Consider the following 22,529-nt stretch of genomic DNA (forward strand, 5'->3'; position numbering starts at 1 on the left):
CCTTGCTTGTTTTTTAGTGGTAATAGCCTCCGGACTACACTTTGGCCAGCACCAGGGCTGTGCGGTTCGTTACGTACAGACTCAGCTTGTTGACCTCGTCCTCCCGGAAGGTTTCGTAGATAAGCGAGTCGTCGACGCGCTGGAAGCCGCCGAACTGAGCCGCGTCGGAGGTGAGGATGATGCGGTAGCGGCCGGGCTGGGGCACGAAAAAGCGGTAGTCGAAGATGCTGCTGCTCACGTGGAAGTTGAAGATGAAAATCAGGCCGGCCCGCTCGAAAATCAGGACCTGGTTGGTGTTGTCCTGGTTGAGTTCCTTGGCCGGCGGAGCCGACAAGAGCCGGCGTTGTCGGGCCGTGGTGACCATGGCTTTATCGAAGGCCTGGAAGTACTGGTATTTCAGGTCGGGGTTGTCGGCCAACGACCATTGGCGGCGGGCGTGCTGGTAGCTCCAGTCGTTGCCCTGCCGCGGGAAGTCGACCCACTCGGGGTGACCAAATTCGTTGCCGATAAAGTTCAGATACGCCTCCCCGCCCAAAGCCAGAGTCAGCAGCCGGATCATCTTGTGCAAAGCTAGGCCCCGGGCCACAATGTCGCTGGGGTCGTCGCGGTGCATGTTATGGTACACGGCCGCGTCCATAAGCCAGTGGGCCAGCGTTTTGTCGCCAACCAGGGCCTGGTCGTGGCTTTCGGCGTAGGCTACGGTTTTCTCGCCCAGGCGGCGGTTGGTAAGTGTGTACCACAGCTCGCCCAGGTTCCAGTCTTCGTCGCGCTTGTGCTTGAGCAGCTTAATCCAGTAATCGGGAATGCCCATGCCCAGGCGGTAGTCGAAGCCGATGCCACCTTCGTGAATCGGGCGGCAGAGGCCGGGCATGCCGCTCATGTCTTCGGCTATGAGCAAGGCGCCGCGCTTGAGTTCGTGGACCAGCGTGGTGGCTAGTTGCAGGTACAAAACCGCGTCCTCGTCCACGTCGGGGCCGAAGTACTGGTCGTAGCTACCGAAGGCCACGCCCTCACCGTGGTGGTGGTAGAGCATGCTGGTCACCCCGTCGAAGCGGAAGCCGTCGAAGTGGAATTCCTCAAGCCAGTAGCGCAGGTTACTCAATAAGAACTGCTGGACCTCAGGCTTGCTGTAATTGAACAGCTTGGAGTCCCAGCCGGGGTGGTTGCCCCGCTCGCCTTCGTGGAAATACTGCCCACCCGAGCCGTCGAAGTTGGCCAGGCCCTCGGCTTCGTTTTTCACGGCGTGAGAATGCACCACGTCGAGCAGCACGGCAATACCCCGGTTGTGGGCCTCATTAATCAGGTGCTTGAGGTCTTCGGGCGTGCCGAAGCGGGACGAGGCAGCAAAAAAATTGGCGACGTGGTAGCCGAAGGAGCCATAATAAGGGTGCTCCATGACGGCCATCAGCTGCACGCAGTTGTAGCCCAACTCCTGCACCCGCGGCAGCACTTTCTCGGCAAACTCGCGGTAGGTGCCCAGGCGGTGCTCCTCAGTGGCCATGCCCACATGGGCTTCGTAGATAAACGGCTCCCGGACGTAATTCTGAATACGGAATTTCTGGTCGGTCCAGGCAAACGGGGCTTCCGGGCGCCACACTTGGCCGGAAAAGTCCTTGGTATCGTCGTCTTGCACGGCGCGGCGCAGGGTGGCCGGCAGCCGGTCCTTGCCCCCGTTAGCAGCCCCCACGTGCACCTTGAAGCGGCTGCCGTGAGTCAGGCGGCCGGCATAGTCCTTGTCGGCCAGAAACGTTTCCCAGACGCCGTCGGGGCCCTGCTGCAAGGGGGTGGCGCCCCGGTCCCACTGGTTGAAGTCGCCAATCAGGGACAGGTAAGTAGCGGCCGGGGCCCATTCCCGGAACCAGTAGCCGCGGCGGCGGCCGTCGTAGGTGAGGCCCAGGCGCTGGTGGGCGGTGGCAAATTTGGCCAACGAGCCGCACTGGGCGGTAATATCGGCCAGGCGCTGCTCCAGGCGCTGCCGCCGGGCCTGCAATATAGGTTCGTAGGGAGCCAGCCAAGGGTCATTTTGCACCAGGGGCAGTTGGGGCTCGGGGGCCAGCGTCGAGGCAGAGGATTCCATAGCAACGGGAGAGGTTGAAGCCAAATCTACGATTCCCGGCTTAGGAATGGCTGGGCCGACGCAAGGTAGCACTACGCGGGTTCTGGTTTTAATGCCCGCCCTCACGGCCTTTTTTACTGCTTACACCCGGCTGCTGGGGCGAGCCTATAGCCAGCACCTGCTCGGCCTTCTTGTTGGTTATTCTATAAAAGTAAAGAATAGACAACAAGCCGAAGTACCCGGCCTGCCACCAGCGGACGATATAGCCGGGGCAAATAGTACTGCGGGGCTATATTCGCCGCTTAACCAGTCCCGCGCCCGATGAAAAGAATACACCTGTTTGAACTGGAGGACTTTGCCTGGTTTCCCGGTTGGCTGCGCACCTGCCTCACCCGGCTGATGGTGGTGATGCACCGCGCCCTTGGCTCACCCGAGGAGCTAACCAAACTCGTGGCCCAGGCCTTGGCCCACAGCCGCCAGCCAGCCCTTGTAGACCTCTGCTCGGGCAGTGGCGGCCCTATGCTGGAGGTGTTGGCAAACCTGCGGCAATCGGGCAGTCCGTACCTGACCCTGGTGCTGACTGACTTGTATCCCAACGCCGAAGTTGCTGCCGCACTAAACAGCGCCAATACGCCCAGCCTTTCCTACCGCACTACGCCCGTGGACGCCAGCCGCGTGGGAGCCGACTTGCCTGGCGTACGGACCATGACGGGCAGCTTCCACCACATGCGGCCGGCGCTGGCCCGGGCTATTCTGCAAAACGCCCGCGACAGTCGGCAGCCCATCTGCATCTATGAAATGAGCGACAACAGCCTGCCCACGGCCATCTGGTGGGTTTCTCTGCCGCTCATCTTTCTAATGGCCTTTTTCCTCACGCCCTTTGCCCGGCCCCTCACGTGGCGGCAGCTGGTCTTTACCTACCTACTTCCAATTATTCCGCTGTGCTTTGCCTGGGATGGAGCTGTTTCCAACGTCCGCACCTACACTCTGCAGGATATGGACGAGTTGCTGGCCGGCCTCGAAACCGAAGGCTACACCTGGGAAAAAGGCCGGATTACGGGCCGGGGCAACAAGCTCTACTTGCTGGGCCTGCCTACCTAACGAACTGCTTTGGGCGGCAGCAGAAGTCCTGGGGAGAAGACCGACGTATTGCTGGTAGTACGCGGGCCAAGCCGCGTTTTTTGCCGCCGACAGTTCTATCTTCACCAGATGAACTCTCGCCTTTCCCTGCTCGCCCTGGCGGCGCTGCTGTCCTGCTCCCGAGCCTCTGCCCCCACAACTACTGCTTCTACTACCCCGGCGCCCCAAGCCCTGGGCGTAACGGCGGCCAAGGCTATGGTCGTTTCGGCTCACCCGGCCGCCTCGCGCATCGGGCTGGAAATTCTGCAAAAAGGCGGCAATGCCTACGACGCGGCCGTAGCGGTGCAGTTTGCCCTGGCCGTGGCCTTGCCGGTAGCGGGTAATATTGGCGGGGGCGGGTTTCTGCTGTACCGCGGCGCCGACGGGCAGGAAGGCGCCCTGGATTTCCGGGAAACGGCCCCCGCCGCCGCCTCCCGCGACATGTACCTGGATAAGCAGGGCAACGTGGTGCCGGATCTGAGCACGGCGGGCCACCTGGCCGTGGGTGTGCCCGGCACCGTGGCCGGCATGGTGGCTCTGCACCAGAAACTGGGTAAGCTTAGCTGGGCCGAAGTGGTGCAGCCCGCCGTGGATTTGGCCAGAAAAGGCGTAGTGCTGACTCCCAAAGAAGCAGCGGGCCTCAACGGCACCCAGTTTATTACAACCCCGATTGTGACATCCCCAGCATTTCAGCACCTTACGAGGGAAGCCAACGGCTCAATTAGCGGGGAAGTACTGCCTCAAAGGAATTATCCGGCTAACCCATACAAACAGCCAGGCCGCACCTGGCAGCCCGGCGACACTATCCACTATGCCGAGCTGGCCCAGACGCTAAGCCGCATCCGGAGCAAGGGCCGGGCCGGTTTTTACGAGGGCGAGACGGCCGAATTGCTGGTAGCCGAAATGCTGCGGGGCAGAGGAATTATTACGAAGGAAGACCTCAAGAGCTACCAGCCCAAGTGGCGCACCCCGTTGCACGGCCGGTACCGAGGCTACGACGTGCTGACGTTTCCGCCGCCCAGCTCGGGCGGGGTGGCCTTGCTGCAAATGCTGCAGATGCTGGAACCCTACAACCTGAAAAAAGCCGGCTGGCACTCGCCCCAGGCCACGCACTGGATGACCGAAGCCCAGCGCCGCGTGTATGCCGACCGCGCTACCTACCTCGGCGACCCGGATTTTGGCCGAGTGCCGGTGGCGCGGTTGCTCGATAAAAGCTACAATACCCAGCGTATGGCTTCTACCCTGCCCCACCGCGCCACGCCCAGCAAAGCCCTAACCGCTGGCCCTGGCCTGCCCGCCTACGAGAGTGACCAGACCACCCACTACAGCATCGTGGACGCCCAGGGCAATGCGGTGAGCTGCACGACCACGCTCAACGGGGCCTACGGCAGCAAAGTGGTGGTGGCCGGGGCGGGCTTTCTGCTCAACAATGAAATGGATGACTTCTCCTCGAAGGCCGGCGTACCCAACGCCTACGGGCTGGTAGGCGGCACGGCCAACGCTATTACGCCGGGCAAACGGATGCTGTCCTCGATGACGCCGGCTATTCTCTCGCGCAACGGCAAGCTGCAACTAGTAGTAGGCACGCCCGGCGGCAGCACCATTATTACCAGTGTGCTGCAAGCCATTCTGCACGTCATCGACTACGACATGAGCATGCAGCAGGCCGTGAGCGTGCCCCGCCTGCACCACCAGTGGCTACCCGACTACATTGACGTAGAGCAGGATGCCCTGACGCCGGCCACCACGGATTCGCTGCAACGGCGCGGCTACACCTTGCACCCGCGCGGCGCCTGGGGCCGCATTGACGCCATCCGCATTCTGCCCAACGGCCACCTCGAAGGCGGTGCCGACCCCCGCGGCGACGATACGGCCCTGGGGTATTAAGTGAAATTGTGAATTAGTGAAATGGTGAGTTGTCGTTCTGTCCGTTTCTCTCCTCTGTCATCCTGAGGCGCAGCTAAAGGAGCTTCCTCACCTACCCCACTGCTTCTACTACCAACGTAAAAAAGCCCTTTACCAGCAGCTGGTAAAGGGCTTTTGCGTTTATGGAGCCTTGTCATTGAGGCTGAAAGGTTCTTCGCTCTGCTCAGGATGACACACCCAGGGAGTAGCTTCAGAACTACGCCTGGTCAGCGGGCTTGAGCTGGCGGGCGGCGTTGGCCAGGGCCTGCCCCAGCAGGTTGAGGCGGGTGGCAATGGATTCGGTCTGGGAGTCGGCGGCGCCGGTGACCTGCTCACCCAGGGTAAACAGGGAGCTGCCGATGCTGTCCACGTCGTTGTTGTTGATGTGCTGCTGCAGGCTGCGCAACTCCTGGAGTATTTCCGAGTGCACGGCTTCCCCGCTGTGGCTCAGGGTACGAATCCAGTCCTGAATATTGCTTAGGCCCTCGGTGCTGGCTTCCTGAATATTGCCGTTGAGGACGTTGATGGCGGCGTTGAGGTGGTTTTCGGGGTTATCAGTTGGCGTGGCCATGCGGTAGGGTTTTGGTGGAAAGAGTGAGGTAAGCGGCCGCTAGGCTACTAGCGACTTAAGGTTGCCGGCGGCCATAATCAGCAGCTGGCCCAGGTGGCGCAGCTGGTCGCCGATGCCGTTGTGCAGGTGGGGTCCGGCCCAGTCGTGGGTGTTGCTGGCGGCGCGGGAAGCCTGCTCGCCCAGGCGCTGCATCAGGGCGGCAGCTCCGGCCCGGTCGCCGTTTTGCAGGTAGCCTTTCAGCTGGCCCAGCTCCCCGGCGGCGGCTTGCAGCACGGCGCTGTTGGAGTTTTGCAGCTGCGGGCCCCAGCTGTCCAGAATCGGAATCAGGCCGCTGGGGTCGTGGGCAAAGGTGTGGTTGTTGAACAGGTCGCTCAACGAGAGGTTGGTGGAATAGAGGTGGTCGTTGAGGTTGTCGGAGGAAAGGGCCATGGTCGTAGGAATTGGGGGTTGAGCTTTTCTGTACGGGCCGGGCGCGCACGTCGTTGCTGCGGGGGCTTGGGCGAGCTTTACCCAACGGCGTATCTTGGCGGCTTCATTTGCTCTGCCGTTATGCATTCGTCTTTTTGCCGTGCCGGGGTCCTGCTGGGCCTTTTCCTGTCTTCTTTGCCCGGCGTAGCGCAGCGTGAAGGCGGCGGGCCGCCCAGCCAGGAACCGTTTGCCCACCCCCCAGCGCCGTTACCCACTCGCGGCCTGGGCAATTTGAAAGGCGTGGGGTACCGGGATGGTATGCTGACCATTCTTACCACCACGGGCGGCACGCTACGAGTTCAACCCTACGGGGCTGGGGTAGTCCGCGTGGAATACTACCCAGCCGGGCAGCCGGTGCGCCCACCAGCCTCGGTTAGCGTGGTGCAGGAGTCGCCGTATCCCGGGCTGGAACGGGCAGCCCTATGGCCGGAGCCAGCTACGCAGCTGTATCAGGACCGAGGCTCCCGCATTGAATGGCAGCCCTACCGCCGGGACTCTGATCTGACTATTATTGTTCAAAAAAAACCACTGGGCATCAGTTACCGCCACGGCCCTGAGGCGTTGGTCTCGGAGGCCGCTGGCTCGTTTCAGCAGCTGGCGGCTTCCGGTAGTCCGGAAGCCGGAATGAGGGTTTCATTTCGTTTGGCACCCGAGGAGCACCTTTACGGCACCGGCTCCCGGGCCCTGCCCCTCGACCGACGCGGCCGTAAGCTTACCCTCTACAACGAGGCTCACTACGGCTACCAAAACGGAGAATTCACGCTGAACGTGACTTTGCCCACGGTGGTCAGCAGCCGGGGCTACATGCTATTTTTTGACAACCACGCCCCCGCAGTGCTCGATTTGGGCGCTACCGAGAAAAATACGCTGGAGTATCGCGCCGAAAACCTGGGTAGTCTGTCCTACTTCCTGATTGCCGGCCGTTCCTACGCCGAAATTCTGGACCGCTACACCATGCTTACCGGCAAGCAGCCGCTACCGCCGCGCTGGGGCCTGGGCCTGATTCAAAGCCGCTTCGGCTACAAAACCGAGCAGGAAATGCTCCAGACGGCCCGCCGCATGCGCCAGGCCGGTTTCCCGCTCGATGCCCTGGTGCTAGACCTGTACTGGTTTGGGGGCACCACCCGGCAAGGCGACTTCCGCTGGCAGCCCCAGCAGTTTCCCGACCCTAAGCGCCTGATGAGCCGCCTCGACTCCAGCGGCGTCAAAACCATCCTGATTTCGGAGCCCTACGTGATGCGCACCTCCCTCAACGACTCCCTGGTGCGCAGCCAGGACTTGGTGGGGCGGGACCAGAGCGGTAAGCCTTATACCGTTAGTTCGTTCTGGGCAGGGCCAGCTACCCTACTGGATATGTTTCGGCCCGCGGCGCGCCAGTGGCTCTGGCAGCAGTACGATAGGCTGAAGCAAGACGGCGTGGGCGGCTGGTGGAGCGACCTGGGCGAACCCGAAAACCAGCCTACTGACATGGTCTATGACCTGGGCCCGACGCGCCGCATTCACAACGCCTACGGGCAGGCCTGGGCCAGTATTCTGCACGAAGGCTACATCCGGAATTACCCCCAGGAGCGCCTCTTCAATTTGGCCCGCTCGGGCTGGGCGGGCATGCAGCGCCACTCCGTTTTTCCGTGGTCGGGCGACGTGAGCCGGTCGTGGTCGGGTTTGCAGGCCCAGGTGCCCATTATGCTCAGCATGGGGTTGGGCGGCGTGGGCTACATGCACTCCGATGCGGGCGGGTTTGCCGGGTCCAACACCGACCCGGAACTGTATACACGCTGGCTACAGATGGCCAGTTTCGGCCCCGTTATGCGGCCCCACGGCGTAGTAGCGCCCGAACCCTACTGGTACCCGGAGCCTTACCAGAGCATCGTGCGCCGCTATGCCCACTTGCGCTACGAGCTGCTGCCCTACCTCTATACCCTGGCCTGGGAAAACTCGGAAACCGGCTCGCCCCTGGCCCGGCCCATGAACTACGGCCCCACAGCCCTCGACCCGCAATCCTTGTTCGACCTGGTTTCGGAAAACGAAAAGGAAAACTTACCGGAAGAAATTGACCTGGCCATACCAACCTGGACGTGGAACACCCGGGCCTCCACCGGCTGGGGAGCTGACCGCCTGGCCAAAAAGCAAACGAAGGAATTTGCCGCCAATAACACCGCGGCCCTGACCAACGTCAACGACCAGTTTCTGCTGGGCTCCAACTTGCTGGTGGCGCCGGTGCTGCAGCCCGGGCAGCGCCGGCGCAACGTGGTACTACCCCCGGGCCGTTGGATTGACTTTTACTCCCACCAAGTCTTCAATGGCAACCAAACTGTGGGCGTGGCGGCTCCGCTGGCCCAAGTGCCGCTGCTGGTGCGGGCCGGGGCCTTTGTGCCCCGGGCACCCTACGTGCCCACCACCGCCCACTACCGCACCGACACGCTAAACGTGCGCTACTACGCCGACCTGTCTGTACCCGAATCGAGCTTCACACTCTACGATGACGACGGCAAAACCACGCAGTCGGCCGTGCACGACACCTACGACCTGCTTACGTTTTGGGGCACCCTGCGTGGCCGGCAGGCCGGCATTCGGGTAGCCCTTAGCGGCAAAGGCTACGCCGGCAGTCCGGTGTGGCGTACCATCAACCTAGAAATACCGCGGGTAATGGCCGCGCCCACGGCAGTGCTCATCGACAACCAAACCGTGCCCGCTACCGACTGGCAGTACAACACCGCTACGCAGATGCTGCTAGTGCACTTCCTACTGGACGAAAAGCCTGTGCGCGTCACCATTCAGGGCTTGGCGCTCAATCAGCAGCTAGCGAGCCCCGCCCCCGAGCTGCTAACATTGGAAGCACCCAGCAACAGAACCTTTGGCGACCGTACGGAATTGCGCTATACCCTGCACGCTCCCGGGAGTTATCCGCTGCAAATCCGCGACGCCGCGGGCCGGATTGTACGCACGTTCGTGCCTGGGGAGCAAGCCTCGGGACCTCATACCGTCATGTGGAATGGAAATGACGACCAGGGCCAGCCGCTACCCGGCGGCATCTACACAGCCCAATTATTAGACCAGCACCAACGTCTGGTGCTACTGCGGGAATAAGCTAGTTGTTAGTTGCTAGTTGCCCGTTGTTAAGTTGTTCGTTTAGAAGTCAACAGAACAACCTAACAACGGACAACTAACAACTAAAACCTACGCAGGCGCTTTTTACTGAGCTCGTAGCTCACAATGGCCGGGATGTAGAAGGTGACATCGGCCAGGATCTTAGCCAGCAAAATGCCGCCCGCCAGATTGCCCACGGCTTTGGGCAGGTAGTACATCAAGGCCGGGCGCACCAGAAAACTGTCGAAGACTTCAGCCAGGCCGAATTCCACGACCAGGGCCCGCAGGTTGCGCAGCAAGGTGCGAAAAGTATAGGCCTGACCTGCCGCGTGCAATTGCCGGCGCGTCTGCCCGATATCCAGCGCCAGGATGTAACCGAAATAGGCTACGTTGCCGGCCCAGGTGCCCGCTAGCGCCGTGCTAACGGAATTGCGGGTAAGTTCAAACGCCAAGAACGCGCCACCCAGCGTGGCCAGCACCGACAGTACCTCGGCCGAGCCGTAGCGTCGCAGCCATTCCTTGACGTTCCATTTCATGGGCGCGAGGGTAGTTTGGTTCCGGCCCTTAATTGGGCAAAATGGCCAGTTCCTGTAAAATCTGCTCGGCAATGGCCTGGCGGCCGGTTATGAATTTCTCGTCGGCGGGCTTGCCATCCTTGGGCTCGGCGTTCAGGGCAAACATATACACGTTGCCGGCCTGCTCCAGCCAGCCCACAAACCAGCCGTTGGTGAGCTTGGCGCGCTGGGTCCAGCCGCTGGCCCCGTAGAGCTTGTACTGGGGCGTTGATTTCAGCAAGAATAGCTGCTTGGTCAGGGCCTGGTTGCGGGGGGCGGGCGGGAGTTTCTCGGCGTAGAGGTGGCGCAGAAAAGTCACCATCTGAAACTGGGAAATGCGCGAAATACCACCCATCCAGAAGGTTTGGAGCACCTCGGGCGTCACCACCATCTGCCCAAACTTCAGCCGCAGCAAGCTCTGCTGGTAGCGGGGTACGCCTACTTCCTGGGCAATCTGCTGCATGCAAGGCTGGCAGTCGCGGCGCAGGGCGGCGCGCAGGCGCAGGTCCTGGTTCCAGGCCGGGTTGTCGCGCTTTACCTGGTCCCAGGCAAAAACGTGGCTGGTATCGGGCAGGGCACCGGTTTCGAGGCCAATCAGGACGTTGGGAATGTTGAACGTGGCACCCGGCAAATAGCCCTGGTTGCAGCGGGCCACGTCGAAGGCGGTGTAGCGGTTGGCTTTCTGGTCGTAGAGCAAAAAGGAGCCTCGCAGGCCGTAGCTGTCGAAGTACTTTTTGAAATCACGCTCGGTAAGCGCCTGCCCGCGGGCACCGAAGCCGCTGAGCAACACAAGAAACAGGGCCAGAAAACGCATCAGGCAACAGGCTGAAAGGGATGATGCCACACGGGCAGAAGCAGCGCCCTGGCAAGCTTTGTGCCCAAATTCAGCAATTACCGGCCCCGGCCCAAATGTTGTTGAGCTTAGCCGGAATAGTTATGCCGGTGGCCGGCTGCTACGGCCGCCGGCTCAGTTCCTGTTTTTCCCAGGGGTAAATTTCCATTGTCAGGCTGCCGGCCTGCACGGCGGGATCGGCCTGAGTTAGGCGCTGGGCTTCTTCCAGGCTGGCGGCACTCAGGATGTACATACCGCCCAAGGCGCTGTCGGGGCCCGGACAACGCCCGGCCAGCGTGAGCCGACCTTCCTTGGTAAGCTGCTGCAAGTGCGCCGCGTGCCCGGCCCTGATAACGGATAGCTTCTCAACGTCGGCCTGCCGCTGGGCTACGTTTTTGAGCAGCACCAGGTAATAGGTTTTGGCCGGGGCCGGGCGGCCGGATACCGACTTTCTCGATTGGGCTACCGTGGGGGCAGCTCCCAAACCCAGCAACAGTGCCAGGAGTAGAAAACCAGATTTGCTCATGGGAAAAGCAGCTTAAGCGTGACGATACGGGTGATGGTACGGTAAATCCAATTCCGAAGTAGCTGCCACCCGGCGCTTTCCGCGCTACCGGGCTTTACGCTTCTGCTCCCTTCCCTCAGACTAAGGCGTTTACCACGCATCACTGGCCGGCGGGCAAAACAATTTGTCTGCTGGCCAGTACTACTACGCTCCTGCCGGCGTCGGCGGATTGCTTTTCCTGACTATTTATTCACTTCATATGGCTTCTACACGCACTTTGGGTCGGTCCGACCTGCATATTACCCCGCTCGTTCTGGGCGGCAACGTTTTCGGTTGGACGGCCGACCAAGCCGCTTCTTTTCGCATTCTGGACGCTTTCGTAGCGGGCGGCGGCAACGCCGTTGACACGGCCGACGGCTACTCGGTGTGGGTGCCCGGCCACGTGGGTGGCGAGTCAGAAACCATTATCGGCCAGTGGCTTAGACAGCGCGGCCGCCGCAACGACGTAATCATTGCCACCAAGGTAGGCTGGGAAGTAAACGCCCAGAACAAGGGCCTGGCCAAAGACTACATCCTACGGGCCGTGGAAGGCTCCCTCAAGCGCCTGCAAACCGACTACATCGATTTGTATCAGTCACATAAGGACGACCCGACGGTGCCCGTGGACGAAACCCTGGAGGCTTACGCCCAACTGGTGCAGCAGGGCAAGGTGCGCGTTATTGGCGCGTCCAACTTCTCGGCCGAGCGGCTGCGGGAGTCGCTGGAAGCCAGTACCAACCACGGCTTTCCGCGCTACGAAACCCTGCAGCCCCTCTACAATCTCTACGACCGGGAAGATTTCGAAAAGAACCTGCTGCCGCTGGTGAAGGAGCAGAACATTGGCGTAATTCCTTACTACGGCCTGGCGGCGGGCTTCCTGACCGGCAAGTACCGCTCGGAAGCCGACCTGCAGAAAAGCGCCCGAGGCGGCGGGGTGGGCCAGAAATACCTCAACGACAAAGGTCTGCGCATCCTCAGCGCCCTCGATGCAGTGGCGGCCCGCCAGCAGGCCACGCCCGCCCAGGTGGCCCTGGCCTGGATACTAGCCCAGCCCGGCCTGACGGCCCCCATTGCCTCGGCTACCAGCGCTGACCAGGTCACGGAGCTGCTCAAAGCCACCGAGTTGCAACTAAGCCCCGAAGACCTGACCCAGTTGGGCGAAGCCAGCGCGTAGGCTCTGTAGCAACACAACGCTCAAGCCTGGCGCTGCTGCCGGGCTTGCACCGGTACCCGGAACAACTCCCGACTACTAACTAGTCGGGAGTTGTTGTTTGCCGCCACTCTTAATATGGCTTTATAAGCAGCCAAGACCGGGTTCTGTGCGTAGGAAAACGACAAGCCCTTGTTCGTACCAACATCCTTTTGCCATGTCCCGCATTGAATCATCTGCTTTGGCCTGTTTGGCGCTGCGCTGCCCACGCTGCCACGAGGGGCCGCTGTTTACCAGCCCGGCCTTGAGCATCAAATTCTCCCACATGCATGAGCATTGCCCCGTGTGCGGACAGGCATTTGAACCCGAGCCGGGCTTTTACTGGGGTTCCATGTACGTGAGCTACGCCTTTTCGGTGGCCATTTTCACCATCAGCGGGGTGCTGTGCTACTACCTGCTCGGCGACCCGGCCGTGTGGGTCTACGTGCTGACGGTGGCCGTGGCCAGTATTGCCCTGATGCCGCTGGTGTTCCGGTATTCGCGGGCCATCATGCTGTATCTGTTTGGCGGCGTGCGCTACAACCCGGAGGCCACCTACCGCGCCCCGCTCAACCAGCCTTCGGCCTAAGGCAGTTGAAGCAGCTAATCCGGAGCCGACCAAATAGTCTGTGAGCCAAACCCTACACGCCTCACGAAGAGCAACTTCGTGTAACAGCACAAAGCCCTTTCCCGCACGAGCAGCAAAGGGCTTTGTGGTAAAAGAACGAGTCATACTGCGTAGAATACGGATTGCTGCGCGCTGCTCACACTGCCTGCACACAAACTCACTCAGGCACTCATTCGCTTAATCACTAATGCTGCCACTGACCGAATTTGCCGTGGCGGTAGTCGTCGTAGGCCTGGTGAATTTCCTCTTCGGTATTCATCACGAAGGGGCCCTGGGCTACTACTGGCTCGTTGAAGGGCCGGGCATGACCGAAAAGCAGCACGCTGTCGGTAGGGCCGGCCTGGATGTGAAGCGCGTCGCCGTCGTGGTTGAATTCTACCAGGTTTAGCGCATCAATGGTTTGGCCGCCAACGGTGAGCTGGCCGCGAATGATGTAGAAAAACACGTTGTGTGCGGCCGGCACGGGAATGGTCAGCTGGCCGCCGGGCTGGAAGAAAATCGTGTTCAGCGCAACATCCGACAGCGTTTCGAAAGCCGCTTTCTGCCCCTCCCACTCCCCAGAAATCAGGTTGACCGTTACTTTGCCCCCGTCCAGGGTCAGGCTGGGAATGTCTTCCTTTTGCAGGCCGATATAACGTGGCTCGGTCATTTTGAGGCGGGCGGGCAGGTTGACCCACAGCTGCAGGATTTCCAAGGGGCCGCCGTTTTGCTTGAACTCCTGGGATGACACCTCGGCGTGAATCAGACCGCGGCCGGCCGTCATCCACTGTACCCCACCGGCGGTAATAACACTTTCGTGGCCGCCGCTGTCCTTGTGCATAATGTCGCCGTCGAGAATAAAGGTGACGGTTTCCATGCCGCGGTGCGGGTGCGGACCAAACGGCAAGCCGTTGTTGCGGGGCTTGTATACCTGCGGGCCGTGGTGGTTCAGAAACAGGAACGGGTCGACCTGGTCGAGGGTGCGCGAGGGCAGCGGCGAGTAGGTTATCAAATCGGCAATGGGCGAATACCCGGCCCGGTGAATTTTCTGGATGGTGCGCATGAAAGGCGAAAGTCAGAGTTGCGGCTGATAAACCGGCGCCGGGCCATTTTGTCCCGGTCCGCGCCGACTAATCTGTTGATTCCTGCTCTACGTGGCCTTTTCCCGGAAGATGCCGCTTACCGTCGGGCCAGCGCCGGGGCCGCCACAATATCGAAGGCGAGCTGGAAGTCGTTGCGAATGGCATGGTCGCCCAGATTCTGAAAGAAAGAGCTGGAGTTGAACTGCACCCCGAACTGGGTCCGGTCGACGGAAGCGGTGCCCTGCACCCGCAGGCTGCTGCCCGCCTCCCGCGTGACGCGCACCGGAAAGCGCAGGGGCCGGGCAATGCCTCTGACCGTAAGTTGACCCACCGCCTCGGCACCTACTACTTCGCGCAGCTCAAACACGGCCGTGGGATACTGCTCCACGGCAAAAAAATCGGTGCCGCGCAGGTGGTTTTGCAAGTCGGCGTTAGTATGGGCAATGGTGCGCATATCGACTTCAAAGCGGCCGTTGCGCAGCGTCTTCTGATCGTACTCCAGCTGGCCCTGGCGCAGCTGCACCGTGCCCGAGGGCGCCCAGGCGCCTACCTCGGCATAGCCGGTCCAGGTTAGCTTGCTGGCAGCAGTATCCACGCGGTACACCACGGGTGCCGGGCGAAAGGCCAGGCAGTAGAACAGGAGCAAAAAGCAGAATAGCGGGTTGAGTTTCATGATAGGTAGGCTGAAATGGGTGGAACAGGACTTGCCAGAGCGGCTTATTTAGCTAGTACCTCGGCTTCGGTTTCAATCAGCCCCAGGCCTTTGTAGAGTTTGCCGCTGGCGTCTTTGGCCAGGATGTACCAGAGCGCGTCGCCGCCGTAGAGGCTCTGGGCACTGTTGGCGTAGCGGTAATTTTTGGCAAAGGTGTAGGTAGCACCCGGCTTGAGCCGGCCCTGAGGGCAGTTGAAGAGCTCGGCAAATTCAGCGGGCGTTTCGGTCAGATTGGCCTGCCACCCAGCCGCGTTGTACCAGATGAAGCTGCCGCAGGCCACGATTTCCAGCTCCTGGCCGGTGTCGTTGCGCACCATTGTGCTGTGTTTCCACAGAAAATGGCCGGGCTGCGTTGGGTCGGCCTCGGGGTAGTTGGGATTGGGCGTGTGCCAGAGCTGCAGGCCCACCGGCACCCGGCGCAGCTGGTCGGGCAGGGCCCGGTTGTGGTTGGTCCAGGCCGTAGGCGGAGCCGCCGACTGAGCCGTGGCGGAAGTGGTAGCGCCGAGTAAAAGCAGCGCGGGCAGTAGCTTTTTCATGACCGTATTCGGGAAGGTTGAAGTACGGTCCAAAGGTGAGCGGCCCAGCCGGCCAAAGCGCCCCACATCAGCGGCCGGGACGTCCCATATCCGGATCTGGCACCAGGTTACGGGCGCCGGCCAGCGACATATTCGCTTGGCGAAACCCCGGCAAACTGCTTGAAAATGCGGTTAAACGTCGTTTTGGAATTGAACCCGCACTCGAAGGCAATACCCAGCAGAGTGAGGCGGGCAGCATCGTCGGTAGTCGACAGGCGGCGTTGCACTTCGGCCACCCGCAGCCCGTTGACCAGGTCGTTGAAGGACTTACCGAAGCCCTGGTTGACGGTAAACGAAATCAGGCGGGGCGGCAGTCCGGTGTGGGCCGACAGCTCGGCCAAGGTCAGCGTGGGGTTGCGGAAAAGCTGCTCGTCTTCCAACGCCCGCCGAATCCGCTCCCGTACTTGGGCATCTACTTCCACTGGCTCCCGGGGGGCTACTGGCGTTGGAGGCGGGGCCTCTGGGTGTGCCGGGAACGGAGCCCGCATTGCCCCATCGGGTTCTGCGCCAACGTTGCTCACCGGGCGGGCAGTTAGTTCCAGGGCTTCATCGGCCGGCGCCTCGGGCGTGAACTGCACGGCCTGCATGTTGGCTTGCCGCAGCCCCACCACCCCGATGATGAAGACGACGATGCCCAGCAACTCGGTGGAAAAGTCGTAGCGGTAGTACAGGCCGAAAAACTCGCGCAGCACCAGCTCCACCAGCCACTGCCCGCTTACCAGGGCCAGGGCCAGCAGCAGGCCGCGCAGCCACTGCAGCCGCAGCTGAGAGATTTCGGAAAAATGCTCGGGCAACCAGCGCCGGTACTGCCGCAACAGCCGCAAACTCAGCACCAGGTAGAGAATAAGAGAAACCCAGGTGCCGAGAAACTCCAGCCGGTAAGTGTAGGGCCGGTGTACGTGCTGCCAGAACCAATTGCGAAAGTCGTAGGGCTGCAGGCTCAGCCAGCTATACAGTGCCGCCTGCACCAATACGGGCCCAAAATGCCACAACTGCCCGCGCTGAAACCGGAAATCGTGGTTTATTAGGCTCTGCACGTAAAAATACAGCAGCGGGCCAAAGGCGAAAGAGTAGTAAATCGGCAGAAAATACCACTCTGGCCGCTGCCCATACACGCCGGCCACCCGGAAAAATCCGTCGAGCAGCCACAAAGCAATGGTCAGCATCAGCAGGGCCAGAAACCGGTTGGGCTGGCGGTTGGCCGACCCAACCCAGAGCAGGCCCGCCGCAAAGCCCGCCTGCGCAATAACGGCAAACAGCAAAGCGGCCAGGGGCGTGAAGGTGAGCAGCATAGACGGGCAAGATAGTAAACCAAACTCCCCGAGCAACGCCGCTCCCGAGCACTGGCTCCGGCGGTCCAGATTTCGGGCCTAGCCTGGGGTAGGCCCGCTTTTTCTCGTTGGTTTTCAGGGCAATAATATAAATATCAAGATTAATCTATAGTTGTAGCTAAACCTTCGCCGTCGAGCTCCGTTAAAGGCAACTCGGAACCGTCCCTTTCTAGGGGCCGGTTTGATGGTTTAACGAAAATCCTGCTCCCATGAAGAAGCTATTTGTTTTCGCCGCCTTGCTCGCCACGGGTGCATACTCGGCCCAAGCGCAGTCGACTACGACCACTACAACCAAGCAGACGACCGTAACGCCGGCTACTCCGGCCGTGCCTGCCACCCCGTCTACGCCCGCCACAACCACTGTGGAGTCGACCACAACTACGGTAGACCAGGCTCCGGCCACCGTTACGCAGGCCCCCCCGGTACAAACCGTACCCAGCGACGTGAAAGTGAAAGACAAGCGCCGCAAGGACAAAATCAAGCCCAAAGACTAGGCAGTCCGCTTAGCTCTTCTCCTTAAGCCAACGCCCGGCCGCAGCAGTGCGCCCGGGCGTTGTGCTGTTTGGCCTAGGCCTGATGCGGGGCGGCAAGCTGCTGCCGAAGCCAGGCCACCACATCCCGGTCGACCTGCTCCCGGCACTCATCCAGGCCGTGGCAGCAGTCGGGATAAAGCACCAGCTCTTTGGGCTCCCGGGCCCGGGCAAAAATTAGTTCGGAGCAAGCAGCTGGCAGAATTTCGTCGGCCGTACCGTGGAGCAGCAGCAGCGGCCGGGGGCTCAGTTGCGGGGCCAGGTCGGTACCGTAGGTCTGGCTACTCATGGCGACTACCGCGGTTACTTCGGCACTCAGGGCACCGGCCGCAATGACCACAGCTCCGCCGAAGGAATGCCCCACCAGCGCTACCTGCGGAGCCTGGCGCTGCTGCACCACGTATTGTACCGCTAGCAGCGTATCGGCCACGCACTCTTCCAGGTAGTTGGGGCGGCGGTAATGCACCCGCAAGGAGGCTATGCCGAAGCTGCTGAGTTGGGCCGCTAGCCGCGGATACAGGCCGCAGGCCGGGCCGTCGAGGCCTCCACCGGCGCCACCTACCCACACCACAACCGGCGCCGTGGGTTGGGCGGGGTGAAAGCGGGCGGGCATTTCCCCGTGGTTGGTGTGCAGGGTCAGTTCCTCCACATTGCCCGCAACGCCGTGTAGGGTCACGGTTTCCAGAATGAATTCGATGGGTTTGCTTTTGCGTGTCATGGCGCGGGGCCGGCTGGGAAAGTACCTTTCCTGGTATACTCGTCGGCCGCCATTATGATATAGCCGGGCTTAGGCCAAAGCCGGAGTTCTAATTGCTTTTTAATTGATTATTAAGGTTTTTCTAACCAGAACAGATCAACTATAGGCGGCGGGCTTGCGTTAGCAAGCTCAACTATTCTGCCGCTCTATGTTGTTAGCCGTCCCTATCGAGCCCTTTGATTGGAATCGAATTCTGTTTTCGGAGGATGCCCCGCCCCTGTTTTTGCTCGAAGTCGCACTACGCTGCGTCCTGACCTACTTCATGGTCATCGGGGCCTTGCGCGTGACGGGGCGGCGCGGGGTGCGGCAGCTGTCCATTTTCGAGCTCAGTATCATCCTGGCCCTGGGCTCGGCCGCCGGCGACGCCATGCTCTACGACGACACGCCCCTGCTTCACGCGGCGGTGGTGTTCGTGGTGGTGCCCATGCTGTACCTGCTTTTCAACAAAGCCACCGAGAAGTATCCGCGCTTCAGCGACTGGCTGGAAGGCAAACCGGTACTGCTCGTGGAAAACGGCAGTATTTGCATCGAGGAATTTCGGCAGCAAAACCTGACCCAGAAAGAGCTGTTTGGAGAATTGCGCAAGTTGCAGGTAGAACACCTGGGGCAGGTGCGCCGCGCCTACATTGAGGCCACGGGAGAAGTCAGCGCCTATTTCTTCAGTGAGGAAGACGTGCAGCCGGGCTTGCCCATCTGGCCCGAGCGCCTTGGCCAAACCCAGCAGCGCGCCCCCGAGGCGGGCTCGTACGCCTGCGCTACCTGCGGCAAAGTGCGGGAGCTGCCGGCCGCCGGCGTAGCCCGCTGCCCCGTCTGCCAGGACGACCAGTGGATTCCGGCCTGCGACGCCCAGCGAATTACCTAGTCAGGGCCGCGGCTGCTTATATGGGCAAGGTAAAAACGGCCCGGCGCTGCAACGACTCGTACCTTCGGACATGATTCCACTGCTGCACGTTCACCACATCGCCATCATCTGCGCCGACTACGCCGCGTCGAAGCGCTTTTACACCCAGGTGCTGGGGCTGGAGGTGATTCGGGAAGTGTACCGGGTTGAGCGCCAATCCTACAAGCTGGACCTGGCCCTGCGGGGGCAATACGTCATCGAGCTGTTTTCCTTTCCCGAGCCCCCGCCCCGCCTCACCCAGCCCGAAGCTACCGGCCTGCGCCACCTGGCCTTTGCCGTGGCCGATCTGGATGCCACCGTAGCCTGGCTCGACCAGTACCAGGTAACCTCGGAGCCTATCCGGACCGACGAGTTTACCGGCCGCCGCTTCACCTTCATTCAGGACCCCGACGGGCTGCCAGTAGAGTTTTACGAGGCGTAGTTACCCGACCAAGCTGGCACTGGCCTAGCCGCTTATAGCTCTGCCAGCCGGTACGACAGGCCCACCCGGAAAACCTGGGAGTAGGCTTCGCCTGTGCCGCCCAGCTCACTTTTCCGGTAGTTGGTCAGCCCGTAGGAATAGCCGAGCGACACACCCACGTGCTGGAACTGGGCCGTCAGGTTGGCCCGGAAACGAATGTCGAGTTCGGGGTGGTCGTGGCCGAGGCTGGTAGTATAGCGGTTTCCAGCTAGGTTCACCGCTTCGCCTTTCTCCTGACTGTGCAGCAACAGTCCCATTTCGGGGCCCGCCGTCAGGTCCAGGTCTACGTTCGAGAAATCGAAGCGGTGGCCGAAAAACGGATGCACATTGATAAAGGAGTTAGTCAGGGTACTTTTCCCCGCGGTTGGAATCAGCTTATTGGTGCGGTCAACGACGCTGACAATCTGCACGCGGCTGCGCAGCAGCTCGTAGCCGGCCTGCACGCCCATTAGCGTTCGGCTGCCGGCCGTAAGGCGCTGCACCTGCCCGGCCACGCCGTAGGAAAAGGCTATCCGGGAGCCGTAGGCATTGTTGGTATACGGCCCGGAGCCGGCCGTTTGCGACAGAATAATGGAGGAGCTCCCCGCAACCGACGAGCCCCGGAAATTGGCTGCGCCAGATGTTAGATGGGCTGAAATTTCGGTTTGCTGCCCGTAGCTAAGATGGGCAGTCAGAGCCCCGAAGAACAACAGAGTATACTTCTTCATAATGCCAGCAAGGAAATAAGGATGGTTAGGGTAATGAGCCGCGGCTTGCCCCAAAGGTTGTAAAATCTGCTTCGATATTTTCCTTTCACACTTTTTTCCGCCTCCGAATGGGTTTTGTGCCCGATATTACCGCCGCTATGCCCCAACCGACCACACCGCTGCCCTACCTGATTATTGACTTTGACAGCACCTTCACCCAGGTCGAGGGCCTGGATGAGCTGGCCGATATTGCCCTGCAGGGCCACCCCGACCGCGAAAAAGTCGTCGGCGAAATCCGGGCCCTGACCGACCGCGGCATGAGCGGCAGTCTGAGTTTCTCGGAGTCGTTGCAGCAGCGGCTGGCTTTGTTGCCGGCCCGGCGCGAGCATCTACCTGTACTCGTCGAGCAGCTCAAGGGCAAGGTGTCGGAGAGCATCGTGCGCAACCGCAGCTTCTTCGAGCGGTTTCCGGGGCGGGTCTATATCGTGAGCAGCGGCTTTCGGGAGTTTATCGAGCCCGTCGTGGCCGACTTCGGCATCCAGGCCGACCACGTGCTGGCCAATACCTTCACCTTCGACCAAGACGGCCGCATCACCGGCTTCGACCCCGACAACGTGCTGAGCCGCGACGGGGGCAAGATTCTGCAGCTGCGGGAGCTGGACCTGAGCGGCGACGTGTACGTGCTCGGCGACGGCTATACTGACTATCAGATCCGGGAAGCTGGCTTGGCCAACCGCTTTTACGCCTTCACCGAAAATATCAGCCGCGAAGCCGTAGTGGCCCGCGCCGACGAAGTACTGCCCTCTTTCGACGAGTTTCTCTACCAGAACAAGCTGCCCATGACCCTGAGTTACCCCAAAAACCGCATTAAGGTATTGCTGCTCGAAAACCCCGACGTGCGCGCCGCCGAGCTGTTCCGCGCTGAAGGCTACCAGGTAGATTCCGTGCCCGGCGGCCTCGACGAAGAAGAGCTGATGGAGCGCATCGAGGGCGTAAGCATCCTCGGCATTCGCTCCAAAACCCAGGTCACGCAGCGGGTGCTCGACAAAGCCAACCGCCTGATTGCCATCGGCGCTTTCTGCATCGGCACCAACCAGATTGACCTGACCGAGGCCATGAAGCGCGGGGTGGCCGTGTTCAACGCGCCCTTCTCCAACACCCGCTCGGTGGTAGAGCTGGCCCTGGGCGAAATCATCATGCTGGCCCGCCGCATCCCCGAAAAAAGCCCTAAGATGCACGCCGGGGAGTGGGATAAGTCGGCGAAAGGGTCGTTTGAAATCCGGGGCAAAAAGCTCGGCATCGTCGGCTACGGCAATATTGGCTCCCAGCTCTCGGTGGTGGCCGAGGCCGTGGGCATGCAGGTACTGTATTACGACGTGGCTGAAAAGCTGCAACTGGGCAACGCCGTGCGCTGCCGCACCCTGCCGGAGCTGCTGCAGCAGGCCGACATCGTGACCCTGCACGTGGACGGCCGCAAGGACAACACCAACCTTATCGGGGCCGCCGAGCTGGCTATGATGAAGCCCGGGGCCATTTTGCTCAACAACGCCCGCGGCCACGTCGTGGATGTGCCGGCCCTGGCGGCGGCCCTGCGCAGTGGCCACCTCGGCGGCGCGGCCGTGGATGTGTTTCCCTACGAGCCCAAAACCAACGACGAAGGCTTCGAGAGTGAGTTGCGGGGCTTGCCCAACGTGCTGCTCACACCCCACATCGGCGGCAGCACGGCCGAGGCCCAGCGCAATATTGCCGAGTTTGTGCCCGAGCGGATTATGCAGTACATCAACACCGGCAACACCCAGCAAAGCGTTAATTTCCCCAACATTCAGCTGCCCACCCAGCAGGCCCACCGCCTGATTCACATTCACGCCAACGTGCCCGGCGTGCTGGCCCGTATCAACAACGTGCTGGCCGCCCACCACGTTAACATCCTGGGGCAGTATCTGAAAACCAACGAGCAGATCGGCTACGTGATTACCGACATCAACCAGGAGTACGACCAGGAGGTGATCAAAGCCCTGCGCGAGGTAGAGCACACCATCAAATTTCGGGTGCTCTACTAAGGCCGAGCTGTGAACCTTGTTCCCTTCGAGCTGCATTTGACCACCGACGCCCTGCCGACACACCGGCTCGACGATTTCGTGGCCGTCTGTCGACAGCTCGGGGCCAAGCCGCTGCTGATTGAGTTGGCCCAAGGCCAGGTTGTCCAGCAGCCGATGCTCAGCAAAGTAGCACTGTTGCCCGACGTGGCCGCGGCGCTGGCGTTGGCGGCGGCTGATGCTGACTTCCTGAAAAGTGGTGGCACCTAGTAGCGGGCAAGTTGGCGCCCCTATTTCCCGACGGCGTTTCCGAATCCTGGGATGCCTGGCGGCATGAAATAAGGCCAAAGTACCGCAATATTATCTTGCACTTTGATGAGCAAGCAGCTTCTATAACCGACGAGACGAAACTGCCTGCTCTTCTGCCCGACTTCGAGGTGCAGGTGCGGGAAGCATTTGAGCAGGCCTTACCGCACTTGCCCACTAAATTTCAAGCTCCGAAGTCTGCCACCGCAAGTCTGGGCCCG

22 protein-coding genes are annotated in these 22,529 nt (G+C 61.1%); 10 read left to right on the forward strand and 12 right to left on the reverse strand.

All coding sequences use genetic code 11. The features are described from left to right. Window positions 1-34: 34 nt before the first annotated feature. Window positions 35-2,077, reverse strand: a complete 2,043-nt coding sequence (locus MUN80_RS23435) for an alpha-amylase family glycosyl hydrolase (RefSeq protein ID WP_244716908.1) — start codon at window positions 2,075-2,077, stop codon at window positions 35-37. Between the two features lie 300 nt (window positions 2,078-2,377). Here MUN80_RS23435 and MUN80_RS23440 point away from each other — a divergent pair, with 300 nt between their 5' ends. Together MUN80_RS23440 and ggt are read left to right on the forward strand one after the other, a co-directional pair. Continuing rightward, entirely contained in the window at window positions 2,378-3,157 is a 780-nt protein-coding gene (locus MUN80_RS23440; RefSeq protein WP_244716910.1) for a hypothetical protein, read from the forward strand. Between the two features lie 108 nt (window positions 3,158-3,265). Continuing rightward, on the forward strand, window positions 3,266-5,062 hold the full coding sequence (ggt, locus tag MUN80_RS23445; protein WP_244716912.1) for a gamma-glutamyltransferase: 1,797 nt from the start codon (window positions 3,266-3,268) through the stop codon (window positions 5,060-5,062). Between the two features lie 235 nt (window positions 5,063-5,297). Here ggt and MUN80_RS23450 read toward each other — a convergent pair whose 3' ends face one another. Both MUN80_RS23450 and MUN80_RS23455 read right to left on the reverse strand, forming a co-directional pair. Continuing rightward, the gene (locus MUN80_RS23450; protein WP_244716914.1) at window positions 5,298-5,651 is read right to left on the reverse strand and encodes a hypothetical protein; all 354 of its coding nucleotides are present in this window, start codon (window positions 5,649-5,651) and stop codon (window positions 5,298-5,300) included. Window positions 5,652-5,690: 39 nt separating this feature from the next. Then, complete coding sequence (locus MUN80_RS23455) at window positions 5,691-6,080, reverse strand: hypothetical protein (RefSeq protein WP_244716916.1); 390 nt, start codon at window positions 6,078-6,080, stop codon at window positions 5,691-5,693. Between the two features lie 120 nt (window positions 6,081-6,200). On the opposite strand from MUN80_RS23455, the gene MUN80_RS23460 reads away from it, so the two are divergent. Then, entirely contained in the window at window positions 6,201-9,206 is a 3,006-nt protein-coding gene (locus MUN80_RS23460; RefSeq protein ID WP_244716918.1) for a TIM-barrel domain-containing protein, read from the forward strand. A gap of 83 nt (window positions 9,207-9,289) precedes the next feature. Here the strand turns inward: MUN80_RS23460 and MUN80_RS23465 are convergent, their stop codons facing one another. The 3 genes from MUN80_RS23465 to MUN80_RS23475 form a co-directional block, all read right to left on the reverse strand. After that, window positions 9,290-9,742 (reverse strand): hypothetical protein, encoded by a 453-nt coding sequence (locus tag MUN80_RS23465; protein WP_244716920.1) that lies wholly within the window; start codon window positions 9,740-9,742, stop codon window positions 9,290-9,292. 28 nt (window positions 9,743-9,770) lie between these two features. Beyond that, on the reverse strand, window positions 9,771-10,574 hold the full coding sequence (locus MUN80_RS23470) for a penicillin-binding transpeptidase domain-containing protein (protein WP_244716922.1): 804 nt from the start codon (window positions 10,572-10,574) through the stop codon (window positions 9,771-9,773). 139 nt (window positions 10,575-10,713) lie between these two features. Continuing rightward, the gene (locus tag MUN80_RS23475; protein ID WP_244716924.1) at window positions 10,714-11,118 is read right to left on the reverse strand and encodes a YciI family protein; all 405 of its coding nucleotides are present in this window, start codon (window positions 11,116-11,118) and stop codon (window positions 10,714-10,716) included. 238 nt (window positions 11,119-11,356) lie between these two features. On the opposite strand from MUN80_RS23475, the gene MUN80_RS23480 reads away from it, so the two are divergent. Then, window positions 11,357-12,310, forward strand: coding sequence for an aldo/keto reductase (locus MUN80_RS23480; protein WP_244716926.1), 954 nt, complete (start codon window positions 11,357-11,359; stop codon window positions 12,308-12,310). Between the two features lie 193 nt (window positions 12,311-12,503). Beyond that, window positions 12,504-12,914 (forward strand): DUF983 domain-containing protein, encoded by a 411-nt coding sequence (locus MUN80_RS23485; protein WP_244716928.1) that lies wholly within the window; start codon window positions 12,504-12,506, stop codon window positions 12,912-12,914. 223 nt (window positions 12,915-13,137) lie between these two features. Here the strand turns inward: MUN80_RS23485 and MUN80_RS23490 are convergent, their stop codons facing one another. From MUN80_RS23490 to MUN80_RS23505, 4 genes are all read right to left on the reverse strand, one after another. Then, window positions 13,138-13,995 carry a pirin family protein gene (locus MUN80_RS23490; RefSeq protein WP_244716930.1) on the reverse strand — a complete coding sequence of 286 codons (858 nt, stop codon included), beginning with the start codon at window positions 13,993-13,995 and terminating at the stop codon, window positions 13,138-13,140. Between the two features lie 116 nt (window positions 13,996-14,111). After that, entirely contained in the window at window positions 14,112-14,687 is a 576-nt protein-coding gene (locus MUN80_RS23495) for a YceI family protein (RefSeq protein WP_244716932.1), read from the reverse strand. Between the two features lie 44 nt (window positions 14,688-14,731). After that, window positions 14,732-15,262, reverse strand: a complete 531-nt coding sequence (locus tag MUN80_RS23500) for a hypothetical protein (protein ID WP_244716934.1) — start codon at window positions 15,260-15,262, stop codon at window positions 14,732-14,734. Window positions 15,263-15,369: 107 nt separating this feature from the next. Further along, on the reverse strand, window positions 15,370-16,593 hold the full coding sequence (locus MUN80_RS23505; protein WP_244716936.1) for a helix-turn-helix domain-containing protein: 1,224 nt from the start codon (window positions 16,591-16,593) through the stop codon (window positions 15,370-15,372). Window positions 16,594-16,841: 248 nt separating this feature from the next. Between MUN80_RS23505 and MUN80_RS23510 the strand changes: the two genes are divergently transcribed. Continuing rightward, window positions 16,842-17,126, forward strand: a complete 285-nt coding sequence (locus MUN80_RS23510; RefSeq protein WP_244716938.1) for a hypothetical protein — start codon at window positions 16,842-16,844, stop codon at window positions 17,124-17,126. A gap of 73 nt (window positions 17,127-17,199) precedes the next feature. Here the strand turns inward: MUN80_RS23510 and MUN80_RS23515 are convergent, their stop codons facing one another. Then, complete coding sequence (locus MUN80_RS23515) at window positions 17,200-17,880, reverse strand: alpha/beta hydrolase (protein WP_244716940.1); 681 nt, start codon at window positions 17,878-17,880, stop codon at window positions 17,200-17,202. 187 nt (window positions 17,881-18,067) lie between these two features. Here MUN80_RS23515 and MUN80_RS23520 point away from each other — a divergent pair, with 187 nt between their 5' ends. Both MUN80_RS23520 and gloA2 read left to right on the forward strand, forming a co-directional pair. Next, on the forward strand, window positions 18,068-18,781 hold the full coding sequence (locus tag MUN80_RS23520; protein ID WP_244716942.1) for a DUF421 domain-containing protein: 714 nt from the start codon (window positions 18,068-18,070) through the stop codon (window positions 18,779-18,781). A 70-nt stretch (window positions 18,782-18,851) separates the two neighbouring features. Further along, entirely contained in the window at window positions 18,852-19,241 is a 390-nt protein-coding gene (gene gloA2, locus MUN80_RS23525) for an SMU1112c/YaeR family gloxylase I-like metalloprotein (protein ID WP_244716944.1), read from the forward strand. Between the two features lie 32 nt (window positions 19,242-19,273). Here the strand turns inward: gloA2 and MUN80_RS23530 are convergent, their stop codons facing one another. Next, window positions 19,274-19,987: a hypothetical protein gene (locus tag MUN80_RS23530; protein WP_244716946.1), complete on the reverse strand. Its 714-nt coding sequence runs from the start codon at window positions 19,985-19,987 to the stop codon at window positions 19,274-19,276. 107 nt (window positions 19,988-20,094) lie between these two features. Between MUN80_RS23530 and serA the strand changes: the two genes are divergently transcribed. After that, on the forward strand, window positions 20,095-22,026 hold the full coding sequence (serA, locus tag MUN80_RS23535; RefSeq protein WP_244716948.1) for a phosphoglycerate dehydrogenase: 1,932 nt from the start codon (window positions 20,095-20,097) through the stop codon (window positions 22,024-22,026). Window positions 22,027-22,035: 9 nt separating this feature from the next. Then, on the forward strand, window positions 22,036-22,272 hold the full coding sequence (locus MUN80_RS23540; protein WP_244716950.1) for a hypothetical protein: 237 nt from the start codon (window positions 22,036-22,038) through the stop codon (window positions 22,270-22,272). Window positions 22,273-22,529: the final 257 nt, after the last annotated feature.

Origin of the sequence: Hymenobacter cellulosivorans, assembly GCF_022919135.1 — a bacterium.
Taxonomy (GTDB): Bacteria; Bacteroidota; Bacteroidia; order Cytophagales; family Hymenobacteraceae; genus Hymenobacter; species Hymenobacter cellulosivorans.